The following is a 19,498-nucleotide window of genomic DNA, read 5'->3' as shown; positions in this document are numbered from 1 at the left end:
ACCCGTTCGCCGCTCGAGTACCCCGAAGGGCCTTTCCGCTCGACTTGCATGTGTTAAGCACGCCGCCAGCGTTCGTCCTGAGCCAGGATCAAACTCTCCAACAAAAACTTGAAGAAACATCCCAGCAACAAAATATTTGCTGCCAAATCCAGCCCAAGCCAACCCACCAAACAGCAGGCCAACCCAGACCAAAACGGCACTGGCTTTCCAAACACCCTGTTGAGTTCTCAAAGAACAACCACACACCATCAGAACCCCAAACCAGGGCCCCTCCAGAGGCAACCGCTCCAGCCCGCCACTCTCGCGCCAGGCACTTTTACTACTTTACCTCACCGTCTCCGCCGTGTCAAACCGTTTGTCCCGGTCTGTCGTGCTTCGCACGGTTCAGCACCCGTTGAGCGCACACGACGTTGCCGTGCGTGCGATCCTCGGATTTGGCAGACCGGCCGCCCGCGGTTTCCCGCTAGCTCGCCCGGTTCCTGCCGGCCGTTACCTTACCCGGTCGGTTTCGCCGCACCAAATCGGCCTCTCGGCAGACTCGGCGGGCACCGCCCGCCCGGCGACTCAAAGGCGAAACCTTCTTGGCGCCGGTGCCGCTTGGATCGGGCCTCAGGACTTTCATCCTGTTTGCCCCGTTCCGCGCTGGCAGAGAGAAAGTTACGCGGATTCGGGTTCGCTCGTCAAATCGAGGGGGTGCGGCCCCCGTCACACCGCCATCCCGCACCCGCGACAGCCCGGTCAGTCCGACTGCCCACCGCCCTCGGTGGCAGCCCGGTAGAAGACGTACCCACCCAGTCGGGCCCGGCCGTAGCCGTTCTCCCGCGCCCCGCGCAGACCGGCCTCAGCAAGCGCCGCCAGCACCTGCTCGGGAGAGCTTTCCGCGGTATGGCCGAAGCGGTGCGGACGGCCCCCGTTCTGTCCGGACTGGCTCCAGCCAAGGTCAACCAGGTGCAGCTCGCCACCGGGACGCAACACCCGCCGGGCCTCCCGCAACATCGACACCCACTCGGCTACGGGGATGTGATGCAACACGAACGAGGAGAGCACCCGGTCGACGCTGTCGTCCGACTGCGGTAGGTCGTCGGCGAACGCGTGCTCGTACCGGATCTGCAGCTTGCCCCGGGTCGCCTTGCGACGAGCGCGGCGCAGGGCGCTCAGATCCGGATCAATGCCCAACGCATCTACGTCCGGATACCGTTGCTTGAGCGTCCCCAGCAGTTCGCCGGTGCCGCAGCCGACCTCCAGGACTCGTTGTCCCGGCTGCAGGTTTGCCCGATCCAGCAGCTTCTCATGAGCCCGCCTGATGCCCATGAACCGGGCAAACGGATCGTAGATGGGCAGTAGCCATTGCCTGCCCATGGCGGACAGATAGCCCCGACCCTCGGAATGGAAGTTGTGGTGTCCGGTCATGGCACGCTCCGGTATTCGAGTGAAACTCGGTCGTACCCTCAGCCTCATGGCGGGTGAAGCTGCGGACAATGGCGGAACTGTGGACGGAGTACGACGAAACTTGGCTCTCACAGGTCCAGCCGCAGCGCGCGCAGCCCACCATGTCGGCGTCACCGGGCAGGGCGTGCCGGTCTTCGGCTTCGACCATGTGCCTGGCATCGTCCCGGTCGCGGTCTCCCATCACCGCCGTGGCGAGCCGGCCCCCAACCTCGGCGCCGTCGGCACCCACACCCATGACTTCCTGGTGCTCTTCTACGCCCACCGGGCCCACGGGACGGTACGCATCGACGACTACACCTGGACCGTGAACGACGGAGACCTCTTCGTCATCGCACCGGGACAGGTAGTTTCCGCCGTTGACCCGTTCGAGGAGGCCACCACCGACGGCTGGACCGTGTGGTTCCCGGCCGACGTGGTCCGGCCCGGGATGCCCGGCGCCTATTCCTCCTGGCGGACGCACCCGCTGCTCTTCCCGTTCGCCCAGGGCCTCAACCGGGCGCAGCGGCTACCGGTCCCGCCGGTCGACCAGGCCAGCCTGGTGGAGCGCTTCGCCGCGCTCGACGCGGAGCTCCGGGCCCGACGCGACGGTCATCAGGAGGCCGCCCTCGCCCACCTGACCCTGCTGCTCGTGACCGTGGCCCGGCTGTCGACCGACCTCGCCGATCACCTACGTTGCGCCGACGAACCGCTGCTGGCAGCCGTCTTCGAGGCCATCGAAGAGCGCTACCACCAGCCCATCTCCCTCGCCGACATCGCCGCGGACCTCGCGCTCACCGCCGGTCACCTCACCACCGTGGTGCGTCGCAAAACCGGCCGAACCGTCACTCAATGGATCACCCAACGGCGGATGCAGCAGGCCCGCCTGCTACTCGCTGAGACCGACCTAACCGTGGGCACGATCAGCCGCCGGGTCGGCTACCCCGACACCAGTTACTTCAGCAAACGCTTCCGCGCCCGCCATGGGGTCACCCCCACCCAGTGGCGGGACGGAGCACCGCCCACCGGGTGAGGTCAACCCGCGTGGCAAGACCCCGCTGCGGTGGCTACCAGGGTCACGCGTCGTCCGACGACGCCAAGACGACCGAATCGATCCAGCCCAGCGCCGCGACGGCGGTGGGAAAGCCACAGGTGGTGATGGCAGCGAGCGCAACGGCTCGCACCTCATCCACGGTCGCCCCGTGCTGGAGCGCCTTGCGGACATTGGAACGTACCGCTCCCTCCGCCTCGGCACCCACAGCCACCGCCAGTTTGATCAAACGGTCGGTTCGGTCGTCAAACGAGTTGCGCTCCCGCACCGTCCGCGCCAGTACTCCCTGTGCCTCCGCGATCTCCGGAAAGCGTTCCAGGAACTTCACGTAGATATCCGGAAGATACTGCTGCTGCATATCACCCTCCGCTACTGACCGATATTCACACATTAATCATCGCGCCATGCTCACGTGGTTCGCGGAGGCATCTGGGAAGAATTCACACCTCGGCCGCCGTCGCGTCGGTAGGGGCTGCGGTCGGCGGTAGCCACGCTGGGTGAGTCCCACCGGTCGGCCCCGCGGCGGTCACCGCCGGACCGACGGCTCCCGGGCAGCGTCCCGTACCTGGTTCGGCGAGGCCGTTGGCGACGGAGCCGGACCGCGGCGAGCGCGGTAGACGACGTACGGACGCCACAGGTACGCCAGTGGGGCCGACCAGACGTGCACCAGACGGGTGAACGGCCAGAGCGCCAAGAAGAGGAACCCACCGATCGCGTGCAGCTGGTAGACCAGGGGAGCCCCACTCATCAGCGCGGCATCGGGCTGGAACCAAAAGACCCCACGGAACCAGACGGCGACCGTCTCCCGGTAGTCGTAGCCCCCGCCGAGCAGGTTGACCCCGACCGTGGCGATCATGCCGAGTAGCGCCATGCCGGCGAGCGCGGCGTAGAGCACCTTGTCCATCCCGGTGGTGACCCGACGAACCCGCCCGTTGATCATGCGCCGGATGATCAGCAGGACCAATCCGGTCACCAGCATCAGGCCGGTCACCGTGCCGCCCCAGACCGCGATGAGGTGGTAGGCGTGCTCGCTGATACCGATCTTCTCGGTCACCGACGCGGGTACGACCAGGCCCATGAGGTGCCCGCCAGCAACCCCGAGAACGCCGAGGTGGAACAGGGGTGAGCCGAGCCGCAGAAGGCGGTTCTCCAGTACCTGGCTGGTGTGCGTGGTCCAGCCGAACTGGTCGTGGCGCCACCGCCAGACGTGGCCGGCGACGAAGACCGCGAGGCAGAGGTACGGCAGGACGGTCCAGACGAAGTTGGTCATCGCGACGCCTCCGACGGGGAGCAGGCGGGGTAAGGGGCAAGCGCGGCAGCGTGCAGGTCCGGACCGTCGCCGAGAGAGTCCAGCCCGACGGTCTCCACCGGCGGTCCGTCAACGGCGAGCGCCGCGATGGCGGCCCGGTCGGCGTCGGTCAGCGCAGGCAACACCGCGCAGACAACGTCCAGCAGTAAGCGGTAGGGGGTGCCGCATTCGGTCAGCGCAGCGCGGAGTAGCTCGATGCCCTGCCGATGCTGGCGTAGGGGCGCCTCTCCCTCGCCGGGACCCACCATGGCGGCGAACTCGAGCACCACCGGTAGCAGGTCCGGCAGCTGGCCATCCACGAGCCGCAGTCCGTGCGCCCGGTAGCGCTGCTTGAGCACCAGCAGCGCCATTCCCCGCTTACGGGTGTCTCCGTGCAGGTAGTAGGTGAGGTACAGGCCGGAGCGGCGGCGCAGGTCAAAGGTCTGTACGAAGTGCTGCTGTACGTCGATCAGCGTGTTGCCCAGCAGCCAGTCCAGGAATCCGTCGATCCGCTCCCGTGCGTCCGGTGCCGCGATCTGCGCGGCGGCGCCGCGCAGATCGGCTCCGGCACCGAGCAGCTCGTCGTCGGGGTAGGTGAGCAGCAGCGAGACCAGCTCGAAGATGCGGGTCCGATCGGTCGCGGCGGTCATGCGCCGCCTCGCAGCGGGTTGATCGTGAAGCCACGCCGCCCGTCGGCGCGACGAGAGAAGAGTCCGGGCCGGCCGGGACGAACCTGCTCGCCCTCAACGAGGTGGAAGCTCTCCGCGGAGGCCTGCGTGGTCATTCCCGGGCCGCCCTCGCAGTCCAGCGCGCAGTCCTGGTTTGCGGTGGCCTGCGCTTCCAGCGCGGCGGCGTCCTTGCTGTAGGCGACCGGGATCACGTAGCGCTCGTCGTACTTGGCGATGGCCAGCAACCGGTACATGGCCTCGACCTGGTCCGCGGTCATCCCGATTCCGTCGAGCAGATCGTCGGCGACGGTTCCGTCGAGGGTGCGAGCGCGCATGTAGGAGCGCATGGCCGCCAGCTTCATCAGGACCCCGGCGGTCGCCTCCACGTCCCCGGCGGTGAAGAGCTCGGCCAGGTACTCCACCGGAATCCGCAGCTCCCGGATGGTGTGGAAGATGTCGTCGGCGTCGGTGTCGTCGCGGCCGGCCTCCCCCACCGCGTCCAGCACCGGCGACAGCGGCGGGACGTACCAGACCATAGGTAGCGTCCGATACTCCGGGTGCAGCGGCAGCGCCACCTTGTACTCGCTGATCAGTCGCCACACCGGGGACCGTTCGGCGGCGTCCAGCCACTCCTGTGGCATGCCGGCGGCCCGGGCGGCCTCCTGCACGGCCGGATCGGTCGGATCGAGGAAGACCGCCCGCTGCGCCTCGAGCAGGTCATGCTCGTCAGTCACCGAAGCGGCAGCGAGCACAGCGTCCTCGTCGTAGAACACGATGCCCAGGTAACGCAGCCGACCCACACAGGTCTCGGAGCAGATCGTCGGCTGCCCCGCCTCAATCCGCGGGAAGCACAGGGTGCACTTCTCCGCCTTACCGGTGCTGTGGTTGACGTACACCTTCTTGTACGGGCAGGCGGAGACACACATCCGCCAGCCCCGGCAGCGGTCCTGGTCGACCAGGACGATGCCGTCCTCCTCCCGCTTGTACATCGCGCCGGAGGGGCAGGCCGACACACACGCCGGGTTGAGGCAGTGCTCGCAGATGCGCGGCAAGTGAAACAGGAAGGTCTTCTCGAACTCGAACTTCACCCGCTCCGCGGCCTCCGCCGACATCTTGGCGAGGTTCGGGTCACCGGTGGCGTGCTCGTGGGCCCCGCCGAGGCTGTCCTCCCAGTTGGCCCCCCAGGTGAGGGCCATCGGCTCGCCGGTCAGCGCGGAGTGGGGCTGCTGCACCGGGGTGTCCTTGAGCCCGGCGGGGGCGTTGACCAGGATGTCCTTGTCGAAGGCCGCCGGCTCGTAGTAGTCGTCGATCGAGGGCAGATCCGGGTTGACGAACAGCCGGCTGAGCCGCTTGACCCGGCCGCCGGAGCGCAGCTTCAGCCGGCCCTTCTCGTCCAGCTGCCAGCCCCCGTGCCAGCGGTCCTGATCCTCGTAGTGCTTGGGGTAGCCGATGCCCGGCTTGGTCTCGACGTTGTTGAACCAGACGTACTCGGTGCCTTCCCGGTTGGTCCAGGTCTGCTTGCAGGTTACGGAGCAGGTGTGACACCCGATGCACTTGTCCAGGTTCATCACCATGGCGACCTGCGCTCGGATCCTCATCAGTACTCCACCTCCTGGTCGCGGCGGCGGATCACCGTGATCTCGTCGCGTTGGCTGCCGATCGGGCCGTAGTAGTTGAAGGCATAGGTGAGTTGGGCGTGTCCGCCCGCCAGGTGAGTGGGCTTGACCAGCAGCCGGGTCAACGAGTTGTGGTAACCACCCCGGCGACCGCTCTTCTCGGCCTTGGGCACGTTGATCGTCCGCTCCGGCGAGTGGTACTGGAACACCGTGCCCTCCGGCATCCGGTGACTGACCACCGCCCGGGCCACGATGACTCCGTTGCGGTTGTGCGCCTCAACCCAGTCGTTGTCCCGGACGCCGACCTTAGCGGCGTCCGGCACACTCATCCAGATCACCGGCCCACCTCGCGACAACGCCAACATCAATTCGTTGTCGTGGTACATCGAGTGGATAGACCACTTCGCGTGCGGGGTCAGGAAGCGTACGGTGACGCCGCCGTCGACCAGCTCACCCGGCGTACCGAAGTGCCGGGCCATGTTCAACGGTGGCCGGAAGCCCGGCAACTGCTCGCCCAACTCCGCCACCCAGTCGTGCTCCACGAAGAAGTGCTGCCGACCGGTGATGGTGTGCCACGGCTTAAGCCGCTCCACGTTGAGGGTGAAGGGCGAGTAGCGACGGCCGCCCTTCTCCGAGCCGGACCACTCCGGGCTGGTAAAGACCGGCTGCGGTGCCTGCTGGGTGTCCGCGTACGTGATGTGGTCGGTCTCGTGCCCGGCGATCAGATCCGTGAACGGCTGCCCGGTCCGCTGCTCCAGCGCCGCGAACCCGGCCGCGGCGACCCGACCGTTCGTGGTGCCCGAAAGGGCCAGGATCGCCTCACACATGCGGTCGGCGGTGGCCACCGACGGCCGGCCGGCGAACGGCCCCTCGGTGACAGCCCCGTTTCGCTCCCGCAGGTACTCCACCTCCGCGGTCACGTCCACGGTGAGTGCCTTCGTGGTGGTGCCGAGCCGGTCGAGGAGTGGACCTACGGCACGCATCTTCGCGCCGATCTGGGCGTAGTCCCGCTCGATCTCGATGAGCTTCGGCATGGTGGAGCCGGGGACCGGCTCGCACTCGCCGGCCTTCCAGTCCCGCACCCGCCCGCTGGGCATGGCCAACTCGTCCGGGGTGTCGTGCTGCAGCGGTGCGGCCAGCACGTCCCGCCGCACCCCCAGGTGGTCGACGGCCAGTTCACTGAACCGGTCGGCGAGCGCCAGGAAGGTGTCGTAATCGGAGTGGGCGTCGGCGGGCGGCTCCACCGCCGGGCTGAACGCGTGCACGAACGGGTGCATGTCCGTGGTGGAGATGTCGTGCTTCTCGTACCAGGTTGCGGTCGGCAGCACCACGTCGGCGTGCAGGCCGGTGTTGGTCATCCGGAAGTCGATCGCCGTGAGCAGGTCCAGCTTCCCGGTCGGCGCCTCATCTCGCCACACCAGGTCCCGGGGGCGGTGCTCCGGGTCGCACTCCGAGGCCGTGGTGGTCGAGTCGATCCCCAGCAGGTGGCGCAGGAAGTACTCGTTGCCCTTGCCCGAGGAGCCGAGCAGGTTAGCCCGCCACAGGGTGAGGCAGCGCGGGAAGTTCGCCGGGTCGTCCGGGTCCTCCGCCACCGACCGCAGCCGGCCGGCCTTCAGCTCGGCGACGACGTGCTCCTGCACTGTCACCCCGGCCGCCGCCGCCTCGTCGGTGAGGTCGAGGGGGTTGCGGTTGAACGACGGGTGGCCGGGGCTCCAGCCCATCCGCTGCGCGGCGGCGACGGTGTCGGCGAAGGCCATCCCCGCGAACCGGCCGGTGCCCAACGGGGAGGAGAGCTCATCGGCCGGGACCCGCTCGTACCGCCACTGGTCGGTGTGCAGGTACCAGAACGGGGTACTCGCCTGATGCCGCATCGGCCGTTGCCAGTCGAGCCCGAAGGACATGTGCTGCTGGCCGGTAATCGGTCGGGCTTTCTCCTGCCCCACGTAGTGCGCCCAACCACCGCCGTTGACGCCCTGGCAGCCGGTCAGGGTGACCAGGGAGATGAGCGCCCGATAGGTCATGTCGGAGTGGAACCACTGGTTCGCGCCGGCGCCCAGGACGATCAACGACCGCCCCTGGCTACGCTCGGCGTTGCGGGCGAACTCCCGGCCGATCCGGGCCGCCACCGTGGCCGGCACCCCGGTGATCCGCTCCTGCCAGGCCGGCGTGTTCGGAGAATCCGCGTCGTCATAGCCGGTCGGCCACTCCCCCGGTAGGTCGCCGCGGCGCACCCCGTACTGCGCCAGCACCAGGTCGTAGACCGAAGTGACCAACTGCTCGCCGACCCGCATAACCGGTACGCCGCGGCGGATGGTGGACCCGCCCTCGGTCTCCCCGACATCGAAGCGAGCCAGCTCGACCTCGATCGCCTCGTCACTGCGGTCGAGCAGCCCAAGGGCGGGAAGCACGTCGCCCAGGTCGAGGTTCCAGCGCCCCTGGCCGGCCTCGCCGTACCGGAAGCCCAGCGACCCGTTCGGTACGACCAACTCACCGGTGCGCTCGTCCACCAGGACGGTCTTGTGCGTGCCGTCCTCCTGGCCCAGGTCCGCCGCGGTCAGGAACCGGTCCGCAGCCCACCGGCCGTCCGCGGCAGGTCGGAGCGTGACCAGGAACGGCAGATCGGTGTAGCGGCGAATGTAGTCGGCGAAGTAGTCGACCGTGCGGTCCCGGAAGAACTCGGTGAGCACGACGTGGCCCATCGCCATCGCCAGTGCGCCGTCGGTACCCGGATGCGGGGCCAGCCAGTCGTCGGCGAACTTGACGTTGTCGGCGTAGTCCGGGCTGACCGCAACGACCTTCGTTCCCCGGTAGCGGGCCTCGGCCAGGAAGTGGGCGTCCGGCGTACGGGTGACCGGAATGTTCGAGCCCCACATCATCAGGTAGGTGGAGTTCCACCAGTCGCCGGCCTCGGGCACGTCGGTCTGGTCGCCCCAGATCTGCGGCGAGGCGATCGGCAGGTCGGCGTACCAGTCGTAGAAGCTCAGCAGGGTGCCGCCGAGCAGGGCGTGATAACGGGTGCCAGCGGCGAAGGACGCCATCGACATCGCCGGAATCGGCGAGAAGCCCACCACCCGGTCCGGCCCGTACGTCTTCGTGGTGTGGACGTGCGCGGCGGCGACCATCGTGGTCACCTCGTCCCAGCTGGCGCGGACGAAGCCGCCCCGTCCCCGCTGGGTCTTGTAGGCACGCGCCTTGAGCGGGTTCTCCACGATCTCCGCCCAGGCGGACACCGGATCACCCAGGCGCGCAAGCCCGTCGCGGAACATCTCGGCCAGCACCCCCCGTACATAGGGGTGGCGCACCCGGGAGGGCGAGTACTCGTACCAGGAGAAGGAGGCACCGCGGGGACAGCCACGCGGCTCGTAGTCCGGCGAGTCCGGCCCGGTCGTCGGGTAGTCGGTGGCCTGGTGCTCCCAGGTGATCAGGCCGTCCTTGACGAAGACGTTCCACGAGCACGAGCCGGTGCAGTTGACGCCGTGGGTGGAGCGCACCACCCGGTCGTAGCGCCACCGGTCACGGTAGAACCGGTCCCAGTCGCCGTCGGCGATCTGGTGCAGCGTCCGACCGTGGTCACCGACCGACTCCCGGCGGAGGAAGCGCCGAGCAGCCAGCAACGGCGCCGCACCGGGGACCTGGTCCGTCGCAGGATCATGAACTTCTGGCGGGCGGTGCGCTGACACGTGGGCACTCCTCCGGCGGCGAGCGACAACGCGAGGGCTGTCGGCGGCACACGGCAGTGCGCCACGCATACCAGGATTCGCGAAGTCAACCGTCAGATCGGGAGGCCGCGGTCCCGACCCGTCGGGACCAAGGTCCCGGCCATCCCGCCATTCCACCGCGTGGAGCACACCCGACGGGACCTGCTGCCGGCCAGACGGGGGAGAAGGTCCCTACCCGCTGCCGATAAACGACAGCAGCCTTGGGTAGACAGTCGCGCCAGTGACGCTAGCGCCGACCTCCGTCTACCGCGGATCGAGGAATTTGCTGTGCACGTCAAACCCGCTCCAGACGACCCGACGCCGGACGAAGCGGCGGCCGGACAAAACAGCCATAGCGATCGTGGGCGGACCCGGGTCCTGACCCTGTCCACCATCGGATTCACCGTCATGTTCGCGGTGTGGCTTATGTTCGGCATCCTCGGCAAGCCGATCAGTGAGGAGTTCGGGCTCTCCGAGGTGCAGCTGTCCTGGATCATCGCCGCCGCCGTGCTGAACGGCTCGCTCTGGCGGCTCCCCGCCGGCATCGTGGCGGACCGGATCGGCGGACGCCGAGTGATGACCGCGATGCTCCTCGTGACCGCGGTCGCCTCATTCCTGGTATCCCTCGCCAACTCGTACGCGATGCTGTTGGCGTTGGCGTTCCTGGTCGGTTTCGCTGGTAACTCCTTCACCGCGGGTATCGCCTGGAACTCCGCCTGGCAGCCGCGGGAGAAGCAGGGCTTCGCGCTCGGCCTCTTCGGCGCCGGTAACGTCGGCGCCTCCGTCACCAAGTTCATCGGCCCGCCGCTGATCGCCGGGACCGCCGGTGCCACCTACCTCGGCGTCATCGAGGGCGGCTGGCGGCTGGTCCCCGTCGTCTACGCGGTGTTGCTGCTCATCCTTGCGGCGGCTACCTGGTTCCTCACGCCGCACCGGGATCGGGTGCCGAGTCACGGCACCCCACTGCGGGCACAGCTCGAACCGCTCAAGCAACTGCGAGTGTGGCGGTTCAGCCTGTACTACGTGGCGGTGTTCGGTGCCTACGTGGCGCTCGCCGCGTGGCTGCCGACCTACTACATGAACAACTACGATGTCTCCCTGCAGACCGCGGCCTACCTGACCGCCCTGTACATCTTCCCCGCCTCGCTGCTGCGACCGGTCGGTGGATCGCTCTCCGACCGGCTGGGCGCCCGTCGGGTCATGTACTGGACGTTCGGCATGATGCTGCTCAGCACGGGCATTTTGATGATGCCCCCGGGCCACATCGTCGTTAACCACCCCGACGGCACCCAGACCACCCACCTTGCCTACCAGCTCGGCATCGTTCCCTTCACCCTGCTGGTCGTCCTGCTCGGCTGCGCCATGGGCATCGGCAAGGCCGCGGTCTACAAGCACATCCCGGAGTACTTCCCAAGCCAGGTGGGAGCGGTCGGCGGTCTGGTCGGCATGCTCGGCGGTCTCGGCGGCTTCTTCCTGCCCCCGCTGTTCGCCTACACCAAGGCCTGGACCGGGCTCCCGTCGAGCACCTTCCTGGTCCTGTTCGTGCTCACCCTCATCTGCGCGATATGGATGCATCTCACCGTCGTGCGCATGCTGCACGGTGAATCACCGCAGCTCGCTGACCACTTCGAAAAGCCCGACTTCACGAACCGATCGGCCACGCCCGCTTCGGCGGCGACCCGGGCGCCCAAGGAGGCCCACGAATGAACACCACGAGTTCCACCCGGAGATCCGGGAACCGCGAGTGGCTGGAATCCTGGAACCCGGAGGATGCGGACTCCTGGGACAAGGGCTTGGCGTGGCGGACCCTCTGGATCAGCACCTTCACGCTGACCCTCTGTTTCACATCGTGGTTCCTCGCCTCGGCGATCGCCCCGAAGCTGACGAACCTCGGCTTCGACCTCAGCACCAGCCAGCTCTACTGGCTCACCGCCATGCCCGGCTTGGCCGGCGGTCTCATGCGCCTGATCTGGATGGTGCTGCCGCCGATCATGGGCACCCGCAAGATGGTCACCCTGACCACCGTGCTCCTGCTCCTGCCCGTCCTGGGTTGGGGAATCTTTGTTCAGGACCCGTCCACGCCGTACTGGGTGCTGCTGTCGCTGTCATTCCTCTCCGGTATCGGTGGCGGAGCGTTCTCCGGGTTCATGCCGAGTACCTCCTACTTCTTCCCCCGCCGACTCCAGGGCACCGCGCTGGGCATCCAGGCCGGTATCGGCAACTTCGGCGTCTCGCTGGTTCAGCTGCTGACCCCGTGGGTCATCGGCTTCTCGCTGATCGGCTTCCTCGGCAGCTCCCGGCCGATGGCCACCTCGCCCGGTGAACCCGCCCGGGACGTTTGGTACCAGAACGCGGCGTACATCTACATCCCATTCATCATCGTCGGTGCCGTGCTCGCCTGGACCATGCTGCGGTCGGTTCCCGTCAAGGCGAACATTCGGCAGCAGTTCGACATCTTCCGCAACGTTGACACCTGGTGGATGACGCTGCTCTACATCATGACCTTCGGCACCTTCGCCGGGCTGTCCGCCCAGTTCGGGCTGCTGATGAAGAACCTCTACGGTGCCGGCAACCCCGACATCGTGCAGGGCACCGGGGCCGCCGCACAGCTTCTCGTGGACGGCTACTCCGTACCCGACCCGGTCAAGTTCGTCTTCCTCGGCCCGCTGGTCGGTGCCGCGGCCCGCGTCGCGTTCTCGCCGCTGACCGACAAGTTCGGCGGCGCCCGGTGGACCCTGATCTCCGGAATCGGCCTCGTCGTCTCCATCGCCTTCACCATCACCGCACTGCGACCCGACACCACCTCGGCCGCGGCGCTGGATGCCGGCTTCGACCGGTTCCTTTGGGGAATGCTCGCGATCTTCCTGTTCAGCGGGATCGGTAACGCGTCCACCTTCAAGCAGATGCCGATGATCTTCGAGCGCCGGCAGGCCGGTGGCGTCATCGGTTGGACCGCGGCGATCGCCGCCTTCGGCCCGTTCTTCTTCGGAATCGGCCTGACGCTCATGTCCCCGACCGCGTTCTACCTCATCGGGCTGGCATTCGCCGTCCTCTGCGTCGTCATCACCTGGCAACGCTACGCCCGCCCGGGAGCGCCCAAACCCAGCTGACCGTCCTGGTCCCGCTCCGACCGACTGTGGATCCGGGGCGCGGTAACGGCCGGGCTGACCTCGTTGAACCGGCAACGAGGTCAGCCCGGTTTCCTGTTCCGCACCCGGTCGTCTCACGCGCGGCACCCGGGCTGACACCGACCGGGCCCGCGCCACGCTGCTCGAGTACGACCCACGGAACATCGTCGCGGCACAGGCCCGAGCAGCCGCGGCGAACCTCGAATCGGTGACCGTCCGCCAGGTCTGGTCGTAGAGCAGGAACTGGTCGAGGACCGCCGACGGCGGCGATCTGATCTTCTATCGGGGACGCCGTACCCGCCGACCTCGTCCTCATGGCCGGAGTCCTGGGCACCATCAGCGACGCCGACATCCGTGCAACTGTCCGCATGCTGTCGCAGTTCTGCGCGGCCGGCGCCACGGTGATCTGGACCAGGACCGGAACCGCCGGGTCCGGCTCGGGCGCCGCGACGGCCTCAGATCAGGGTGCTCCAGTAGTCCCAGAAGCGGTGCAGGATCGCGACGACGATGAACGCGAACCAGATGACGAGGACCAGGCTGTGGTAGAGGGCGACCTGTTCCGTTACCCGCCGCAGCGCCCGCGGCAGTACGGTCGCGTTGTCCCGCAGGGTCTGCAGCGTGGTGTAGAGGAAGATCGGAATGGTGACCGCCCAAACCACCATGCAGTACGGGCAGAGCGCGCCGATCACATAAAGGCTCTGGTAGATGAGCCAGTGCACAAAGACGACACCGAAGGTGACGCCCCCCTGCAGGCCGAGCCACATCCACCGGGGGAGGCCTCCGGTGGCGAGCAGGACGACGCCGAGCGTGGTGACCACGGCGAATCCCGCGATGCCGAGCAGCGGATTGGGGAATCCGAAGACCGCGGCCTGCGCAGTGTTCATCACCGAGCCGCAGGACAGGACCGGGTTGATGCTGCAGGTGGGGACGTACCCAGGGTCAGCCAGCAGGTTGATCTTCTCGACGGTGAGGGTGGCGGCGGCAAGTAGGCCGACGCCACCGCCGACGGTGAGGATCCACGCCGTGACGACAGTCAGGAAGTGGCGCTCAGCGGGGGCGGTGACGGGCCGGTCGGCGGTGGCGGTCGTCACCGGGCCAGGGCAGTGTCGATAATGGCGATCAGATCGTCCTTGCTGCGCAGGTCGGAGAGGGGCTCCCCGTTGAGGAAGAAGGTCGGGGTGCCCTGCACACCGGCGGCCTCACCGTCGGTCCGGTCCTTCGCCACCCGGGCAGCCGTGGCGGGGTCGTCCAGGTCGCGCTGGAAGCGGTCGATGTCCAGACCGAGGGTACGGGCGTAGTCGACGAAGACCTCGGTCTGTGGCTCTTCCTGGTGACCCCAGACGTCCTGGTTCTCGAAGAGCAGCTGGTACATCTCGGCGAAGCGGTCCTGGTTGGCCGCGGACTCCGCGGCGCGGGCAGCGAGCTCGGCGTTGGGGTGGCTGGAGATGGGGAAGTACCGCACCACGAAGGTGATCTTGTCCTCGTAGTCGGCGAGGATCTCCTTGACCGTCGGGTACACCGCCCCGCACGCCTCACACTCGAAGTCGAGGAACTCCACCAGGGTGACCCTGCCGTCGGAGGCGGAGGTCAGTCGGTGGCTGTCCTCCCGGACCAGCACCGCAGGTTCGACCGTGCCGCCGGTCGTCTCCGCGCTGGGAATCGCGTCCCGCCGGTTGAGCGCCAGCACGCCGACCACCACCAGAATCAACGCCACGACCGCGGCGAGGGTCAGCCGGATGTTCCTCGTCATATCTCCGTCTCCTGTCGGTCTATCCGATCCCGCGGCGACCGCCCTGAGCAGGCAAGGCGCCGGACGCAAAGGTACCGGGCGCACCACCGCAGAGCACTGCGAATCATCTGTTCAGCGCGGAACGGGCCGGGCCGCACTGAGCGACGCGGCCGGCATCCGGCTCGCTGACGCCCGCGGACGGGCGAGCCAACCGCCCACTCACCGACGGACCTGCCGATCGCGGTCGGCCAGATCCGCCAGCATCCGGTTGTACGCGGCCAGCTCGGCGTCCTCGCGCCCTTCGGCTTCGGCGCGGTCGGCGGCCCGGTCCCGGCGGCGGGCCTCCCGCTCGTCGGCCTTCATCCACTGGCGCATCAACGCGCCCAGCACGACGACGGTGGGCAACTCACCGAAGGACCAGGCGATGCCGCCAGCGGTGCGTTGGTCCTCCAGCGGGGTGGCGCCCCAGGGTCGGTCCAACGCGATCCACCAGGTCTCTGCGATCAAGGTGGTGGACTGCATGAGCGTGACACCGAGGAAGGCGTGCAGCACCATGCTGATCAGGACCAGGATCAGCTTCAGCGGATGCGGGATACGACGAGGCGCCGGATCAATACCGATGACGACCCAGAAGAACAGATAGCCGGCGCCGAGGAAGTGTCCGACCATGGCCAGGTGCGCGGCGTGCGAGCGCAGTGCCAGCTCGTACAGGCCGGTGAAGTACATCAGGTAGAGGCTGGCGACGTAGATCACCAACGCGACCACCGGGTTGGTGAGGACGCGCGAGAGCCGCGAGTGCAGCGCCACCTGCAGCCACTCGCGGGGGCCCGGCCAACGCGGGTCGGTCGACGGGGCCAGGGCGCGCAGCGCCAGGGTGATGGGCCCACCAAGCGCGAGCAGAATCGGGGCGATCATCATCAGCAGCAGGTGCTGAATCATGTGGATCGAGAACAGCAGCGGCCCGTAGCGGGCCAGGCCGCTCGAGGTGGCCACGATGATGAGGGCACAGCCCACCAGCCACATGGCGGTACGGGAGACGGGCCAGGCGTCGCCGCGGCGGCGGAGCCGCCACACCCCGGCCAGGTAGAACCCGGCGGCGACGAGCGCGGCCGTCATGATCAACGGCTCGGGCAGCCACGCGGTGGCGAGGTTCTCGATGGTCATCGGCGGCGGCATCGGGAAGCCGAGTAGCGCGGTGGCGAGGTCGTCCGTGTCCTCACCAAGGGGTGCCGGGGTGCGGGACAGGGCGACCGAGGTACCGATCGCAGCGGCGAAGAGCAGTGTTTCGACGACCGCAACCCGCAGGAACGGCCCGCGTCGACCTGCCGCCAGGGCCGGCAGCGCCCGACGACGGTGCGCCAATCCCGCGGCGGCGATCGCGACGAGCGCAGCAGCCTTGATCAGAAGCACCTGCCCGTAGCGGGTGCCCAGCAGGTCGGCGGTGCTCGGGAGCCGAACAGCGGCCGACAGCAGCCCAGACAGACCCACTGCCGTCAGGCAGCAAACGGCGAGCGGGGAAAACCTGCGCACGGCCCGCGCCAGGTCGGCGGTCGTGCCGCGACTGGTAACGGCCAGGGCGAGCAGGCCACCGGCCCAGATGGTGACCGGCAGCACGTGCAGAAGCAGACCGGAGACCGCCAGCTGGTGGTCGCCGCTGGCCGCGGCGTGGCCGGTGAAGACCGGCGGCACCAGGGCACCCAACGCCAGCAGCAGGGCGGCCAGCGCGCCACCGGGTCGCAGGCTGGTCGCGGCGACCACCGCCGCGGTCAGGGCCAGAACGCCGCTCAGCGCCAGGGACTGCCCGAGCGAAACTGTGGTGGCGAAGTTGAGCACCGCCCGCAGGGACAACACCTGCGAGGCGGGAAGGCCGAAGAGATCGACCAGGGTGTAACAGACCGCAACCGCAGACGCCGCAGCCCACACCGAGGCCGCACCGGCGGCGGCGCGCATGCGCCGGTAGCCGACCGGGGACAACCGCCCACCGCTGTCCCGGGGCGAGAGCACCACCGCTGCCAGCAGCAGACCGACCGTGGCGACCGCGCTGACCTGCATGCCCAGCCGGGAGGCTGGCAACAGCCAGGCCGTGGTTGGTCCTGGGTCCGGAAGCCCGGGCGGGGCCTCCGCGACGGCACCGCCACCCCACCACAGCAGCACCGCACCAACGGCCGCGGCCACCAGCACCGTCCCCGCCGACAGCAGAAACGGCCGGCGCCGAAGAGCGGCGAGACTCATCACCGGGTCGCCAACCGACGCGGGTGGCGGGGGAGCGGCCGGAGACCGGCGACTACCCGCCAGACGGGGGCGCGGCGGGTAGTCAGGCTGGATGGGCGGTTCACGAACAGCTCCCAGATAGAGGGCGAAACATCAGGTAGTCGGCCTGTTGCGCCCGCTGGTTCCCAGGAGCGACGCAGGTCACCATCCGCTCCCGTGGCAGACAGCGTCCGCGTCGGCCGGCTCCGCCGGTTCGGCTTGCAGGGTGGCGTGCTCGATTGCGAAACGATCCTGCAGCAGCCGCCGGGACCGGGCCAGCACTGCGGCAAGATCGGCATCACGCTCGAGAACCAGGTGCGCCGAAGCAACGTCCATCCCTGAGGTTAGCGTCCATACGTGCAGGTCGTGCACATCGGCTACCCCGTCCTCGGCGAGTAGCGCCGCCCGTACCGCGGAGATGTCCAGATGTGCCGGCGCGGCCTGCACCAACACCCGCAGCGCAGCGCGACCCAACTGGTACGCCCGGGGCAGGATGAACAGCCCCACCGCCACCGCGATCAGCGGGTCGGCGTACCACCAGTCGGTCACGGCGATCACGACCGCGGCGACGATCACGCCGACGGAGGTGAACAGGTCTCCCAGAACCTCCAGGTAGGCGCCCCGTACGTTCAGACTCTCCCGCGAGCCCGCGCGCAGGAGGAAGAAGGCGACGACATTGGCCACCAGGCCCGCTACCGCCACCGCCAACATCGGCCCCGCCAGCACCTCCGGCGGTTGACTGAACCGACGCACCGCCTCGACCACCACGTAGCACGCCACTCCGAACAGCAGGACGGCGTTGGCCAGCGCTGCCAGCACCTCCATCCGATAGAGCCCGAAGGTGCGCTGGCCAGACCGGGACGCCCTGCTGGCGGCGGTGATCGCGGCCAGGGCCATGCCGATACCGAGGACGTCGGTAAACATGTGGCCGGCATCGGAGAGCAGTGCCAAGGAGCCAGTCATAACCGCTGCGACCGCCTCTACCACCATAAAGGTGAGGAGCAGCCCGAAGGCCGCCCAGAGCCGACCCCGGTGCTTCTCACCGGCCCGCGCTGCATGTTGACCGTGATCGTGCCCCGCACCCATCCGCTTCTCCCTCCTCGTCCATCAGTGCCGTCATGAACATATGCTCACATCGCTATACATGCAAGTGTGGCGGGCACCACCAGCAACAGCCTGAGAGCCACATCGGGCAAACGAGCATCCATCCCCCGGAGCGGACCGCACCCAGAAGTGACAAGTGCCAGAACAGCCGCCACTTTTGATCAACCTGGATTGATTTCGTAAGGCGCGGTAGCACCAGACATTTCTTCACGCAGTCGTACACCCTGCGCCGACAAATGGCGATATACCCGCTGAAACCCGCCTCCGGATTAGACAGCAGCGAACCCCCGCACGCGACGCAGCGTTGAACTCCGGCACGAAAGGTAGGGAGAACCCCAAGCCGGAAGTAGGGATAGCCCTGCCGGATTTCGGCGGGCTGACCGCCATGGACGAACGCCTTTCGCCGCCACCAGAATAGGCCCGAAGCCAGGGGCCAGCACATTTTGCGAGGAGTTGAACGACATGGGCGGTGGCGCCACACAGAACCGGCCGGGTCCACCAAGGCAGCGACCCAGCACATCCGCCCTGGCATCGACCGATCTGCCGGCGCAGTACTCGCTTGCGAAAATCCTGGGAATCTGGGCGGCCGCTGCCCTACCCATGGGACTGGGGTATTGGGTAATTACTCCCGCAGTCGCGGACGGCCCCTACGACACCGTGGTGCTGGCGACCATCACGCTAGCGGCCGGCCTAATCTGGCAGTTCGTGCTGGCAATGTTGATCCTCTGGCGCGAGGAGGGGACGGTAAGTCTCTCCGCCATGGCTCGCCGGCTGTGGCTACAGGTCCCCAGAGACCCGGTAAACGGCCGGCCACGCAAACGTCTCCTCTGGCTGTTGGCGCCACTGGGGATCGCGTTCGTGCTCAACATGATGTACGTGGCACCGGTGTTTGAGAACCTGCAGCAGCACCTGCTACCCGGACTAACTCCGCTGCCCTTCCAGAACGCCGAGACGCTTTTCTCGGCCGAAGTTGCCCCACAGATGGAAGGGGCATGGTGGTTCCTCGCGCTATTCCTGACGCTCAGCATCTTCAACGTCTTCCTCGGTGAGGAGTTCATCTTCCGCGGAATCCTCCTACCCAGGATGCAAGGCGTGTTCGGGTCAGCGGACTGGTTCGCCAACGGCGTTTTGTTCGGCCTGTACCACCTACATCAGCCCTGGACTATTGGTGGCATCATGCTGACCAGCGGACTAATCATGTCGCTACCGGTGAGGCGCTACCGGAGCATGTGGCTCGCGGTCATTCCGCACTCGATCCAAACGGTGATCGTGTTTGGGATGCTACTCGGCCTCATGCGGGGCACGGTGTGACACCGCCGGCGCCGCCGGGGAAGCTCAACGCCCGTCACCAACACCACATCTACCTGGGGGAGGCTTGGGGAGTGCTGCCCCGACGCGGGCAGCACTCCCCAAGCCTCAATCTCACGCCGTAGTATCCTGGAATCGACCGGCAGAAGTCACAGCAACCGTGGTCCAGCAAGCCCGGCGGACGCTCTCGCCCGACTCATCCAACGCACCCCAGCACAGCGTTGACGAGGCCG

Annotated in this window: 14 protein-coding genes and 1 rRNA gene; 4 read left to right on the top strand and 11 right to left on the bottom strand. The window is 67.8% G+C overall.

Annotated elements, in window-relative coordinates:
• Both B116_RS0115355 and B116_RS0115350 read right to left on the bottom strand, forming a co-directional pair.
• Positions 1 to 104: ribosomal RNA gene (locus tag B116_RS0115355) — 16S ribosomal RNA — on the bottom strand; the annotation flags it as partial.
• Between the two features lie 634 nt (positions 105 to 738).
• A complete protein-coding gene (locus B116_RS0115350) occupies positions 739 to 1,410 on the bottom strand; it encodes a class I SAM-dependent methyltransferase (RefSeq protein ID WP_018723749.1) in 672 nt (223 codons plus the stop codon).
• 163 nt (positions 1,411 to 1,573) lie between these two features.
• On the opposite strand from B116_RS0115350, the gene B116_RS0115345 reads away from it, so the two are divergent.
• Positions 1,574 to 2,458 (top strand): AraC family transcriptional regulator, encoded by an 885-nt coding sequence (locus B116_RS0115345; RefSeq protein ID WP_018723748.1) that lies wholly within the window; start codon positions 1,574 to 1,576, stop codon positions 2,456 to 2,458.
• Between the two features lie 43 nt (positions 2,459 to 2,501).
• On the opposite strand, the gene B116_RS0115340 is transcribed toward B116_RS0115345, so the two are convergent.
• From B116_RS0115340 to B116_RS0115320, 5 genes are all read right to left on the bottom strand, one after another.
• Positions 2,502 to 2,834, bottom strand: coding sequence for a carboxymuconolactone decarboxylase family protein (locus B116_RS0115340; protein ID WP_027660587.1), 333 nt, complete (start codon positions 2,832 to 2,834; stop codon positions 2,502 to 2,504).
• A 168-nt stretch (positions 2,835 to 3,002) separates the two neighbouring features.
• Positions 3,003 to 3,746: a respiratory nitrate reductase subunit gamma gene (gene narI, locus B116_RS0115335; RefSeq protein ID WP_018723746.1), complete on the bottom strand. Its 744-nt coding sequence runs from the start codon at positions 3,744 to 3,746 to the stop codon at positions 3,003 to 3,005.
• Positions 3,743 to 4,414 (bottom strand): nitrate reductase molybdenum cofactor assembly chaperone, encoded by a 672-nt coding sequence (gene narJ, locus B116_RS0115330; protein WP_027660586.1) that lies wholly within the window; start codon positions 4,412 to 4,414, stop codon positions 3,743 to 3,745. The genes narI and narJ overlap by 4 nt, the downstream gene beginning before the upstream one ends.
• Complete coding sequence (gene narH / locus B116_RS0115325; RefSeq protein WP_018723744.1) at positions 4,411 to 6,030, bottom strand: nitrate reductase subunit beta; 1,620 nt, start codon at positions 6,028 to 6,030, stop codon at positions 4,411 to 4,413. Before narH ends, narJ begins: the two co-directional genes overlap by 4 nt.
• Positions 6,030 to 9,728, bottom strand: coding sequence for a nitrate reductase subunit alpha (locus B116_RS0115320; protein WP_033665655.1), 3,699 nt, complete (start codon positions 9,726 to 9,728; stop codon positions 6,030 to 6,032). Before B116_RS0115320 ends, narH begins: the two co-directional genes overlap by 1 nt.
• A 306-nt stretch (positions 9,729 to 10,034) precedes the next feature.
• Between B116_RS0115320 and B116_RS0115315 the strand changes: the two genes are divergently transcribed.
• Both B116_RS0115315 and B116_RS0115310 read left to right on the top strand, forming a co-directional pair.
• The gene (locus B116_RS0115315; protein WP_027660585.1) at positions 10,035 to 11,453 is read left to right on the top strand and encodes an MFS transporter; all 1,419 of its coding nucleotides are present in this window, start codon (positions 10,035 to 10,037) and stop codon (positions 11,451 to 11,453) included.
• Positions 11,450 to 12,856, top strand: a complete 1,407-nt coding sequence (locus B116_RS0115310; RefSeq protein WP_018723741.1) for an MFS transporter — start codon at positions 11,450 to 11,452, stop codon at positions 12,854 to 12,856. The genes B116_RS0115315 and B116_RS0115310 overlap by 4 nt, the downstream gene beginning before the upstream one ends.
• 473 nt (positions 12,857 to 13,329) lie before the next feature.
• On the opposite strand, the gene B116_RS0115305 is transcribed toward B116_RS0115310, so the two are convergent.
• The 4 genes from B116_RS0115305 to B116_RS0115285 form a co-directional block, all read right to left on the bottom strand.
• Positions 13,330 to 13,965 carry a vitamin K epoxide reductase family protein gene (locus tag B116_RS0115305; protein ID WP_027660584.1) on the bottom strand — a complete coding sequence of 212 codons (636 nt, stop codon included), beginning with the start codon at positions 13,963 to 13,965 and terminating at the stop codon, positions 13,330 to 13,332.
• Positions 13,962 to 14,624, bottom strand: coding sequence for a DsbA family protein (locus tag B116_RS0115300; RefSeq protein ID WP_018723739.1), 663 nt, complete (start codon positions 14,622 to 14,624; stop codon positions 13,962 to 13,964). The genes B116_RS0115305 and B116_RS0115300 overlap by 4 nt, the downstream gene beginning before the upstream one ends.
• A 198-nt stretch (positions 14,625 to 14,822) precedes the next feature.
• A complete protein-coding gene (locus tag B116_RS0115295; protein WP_027660588.1) occupies positions 14,823 to 16,835 on the bottom strand; it encodes a cytochrome c oxidase assembly protein in 2,013 nt (670 codons plus the stop codon).
• Between the two features lie 180 nt (positions 16,836 to 17,015).
• Positions 17,016 to 17,939 (bottom strand): cation diffusion facilitator family transporter, encoded by a 924-nt coding sequence (locus B116_RS0115285; RefSeq protein WP_018723737.1) that lies wholly within the window; start codon positions 17,937 to 17,939, stop codon positions 17,016 to 17,018.
• A 480-nt stretch (positions 17,940 to 18,419) separates the two neighbouring features.
• On the opposite strand from B116_RS0115285, the gene B116_RS0115280 reads away from it, so the two are divergent.
• Entirely contained in the window at positions 18,420 to 19,268 is an 849-nt protein-coding gene (locus B116_RS0115280) for a CPBP family intramembrane glutamic endopeptidase (protein ID WP_027660583.1), read from the top strand.
• The last annotated feature ends 230 nt before the right edge of the window (positions 19,269 to 19,498 follow it).

It is taken from the genome of Salinispora fenicalii (assembly GCF_000514815.1).
Classification (GTDB): Bacteria; Actinomycetota; Actinomycetes; order Mycobacteriales; family Micromonosporaceae; genus Micromonospora; species Micromonospora fenicalii.
The sequence above is the reverse complement of the archived record's forward strand: the minus strand, read 5'-3'. Positions and strand labels throughout refer to the sequence as shown.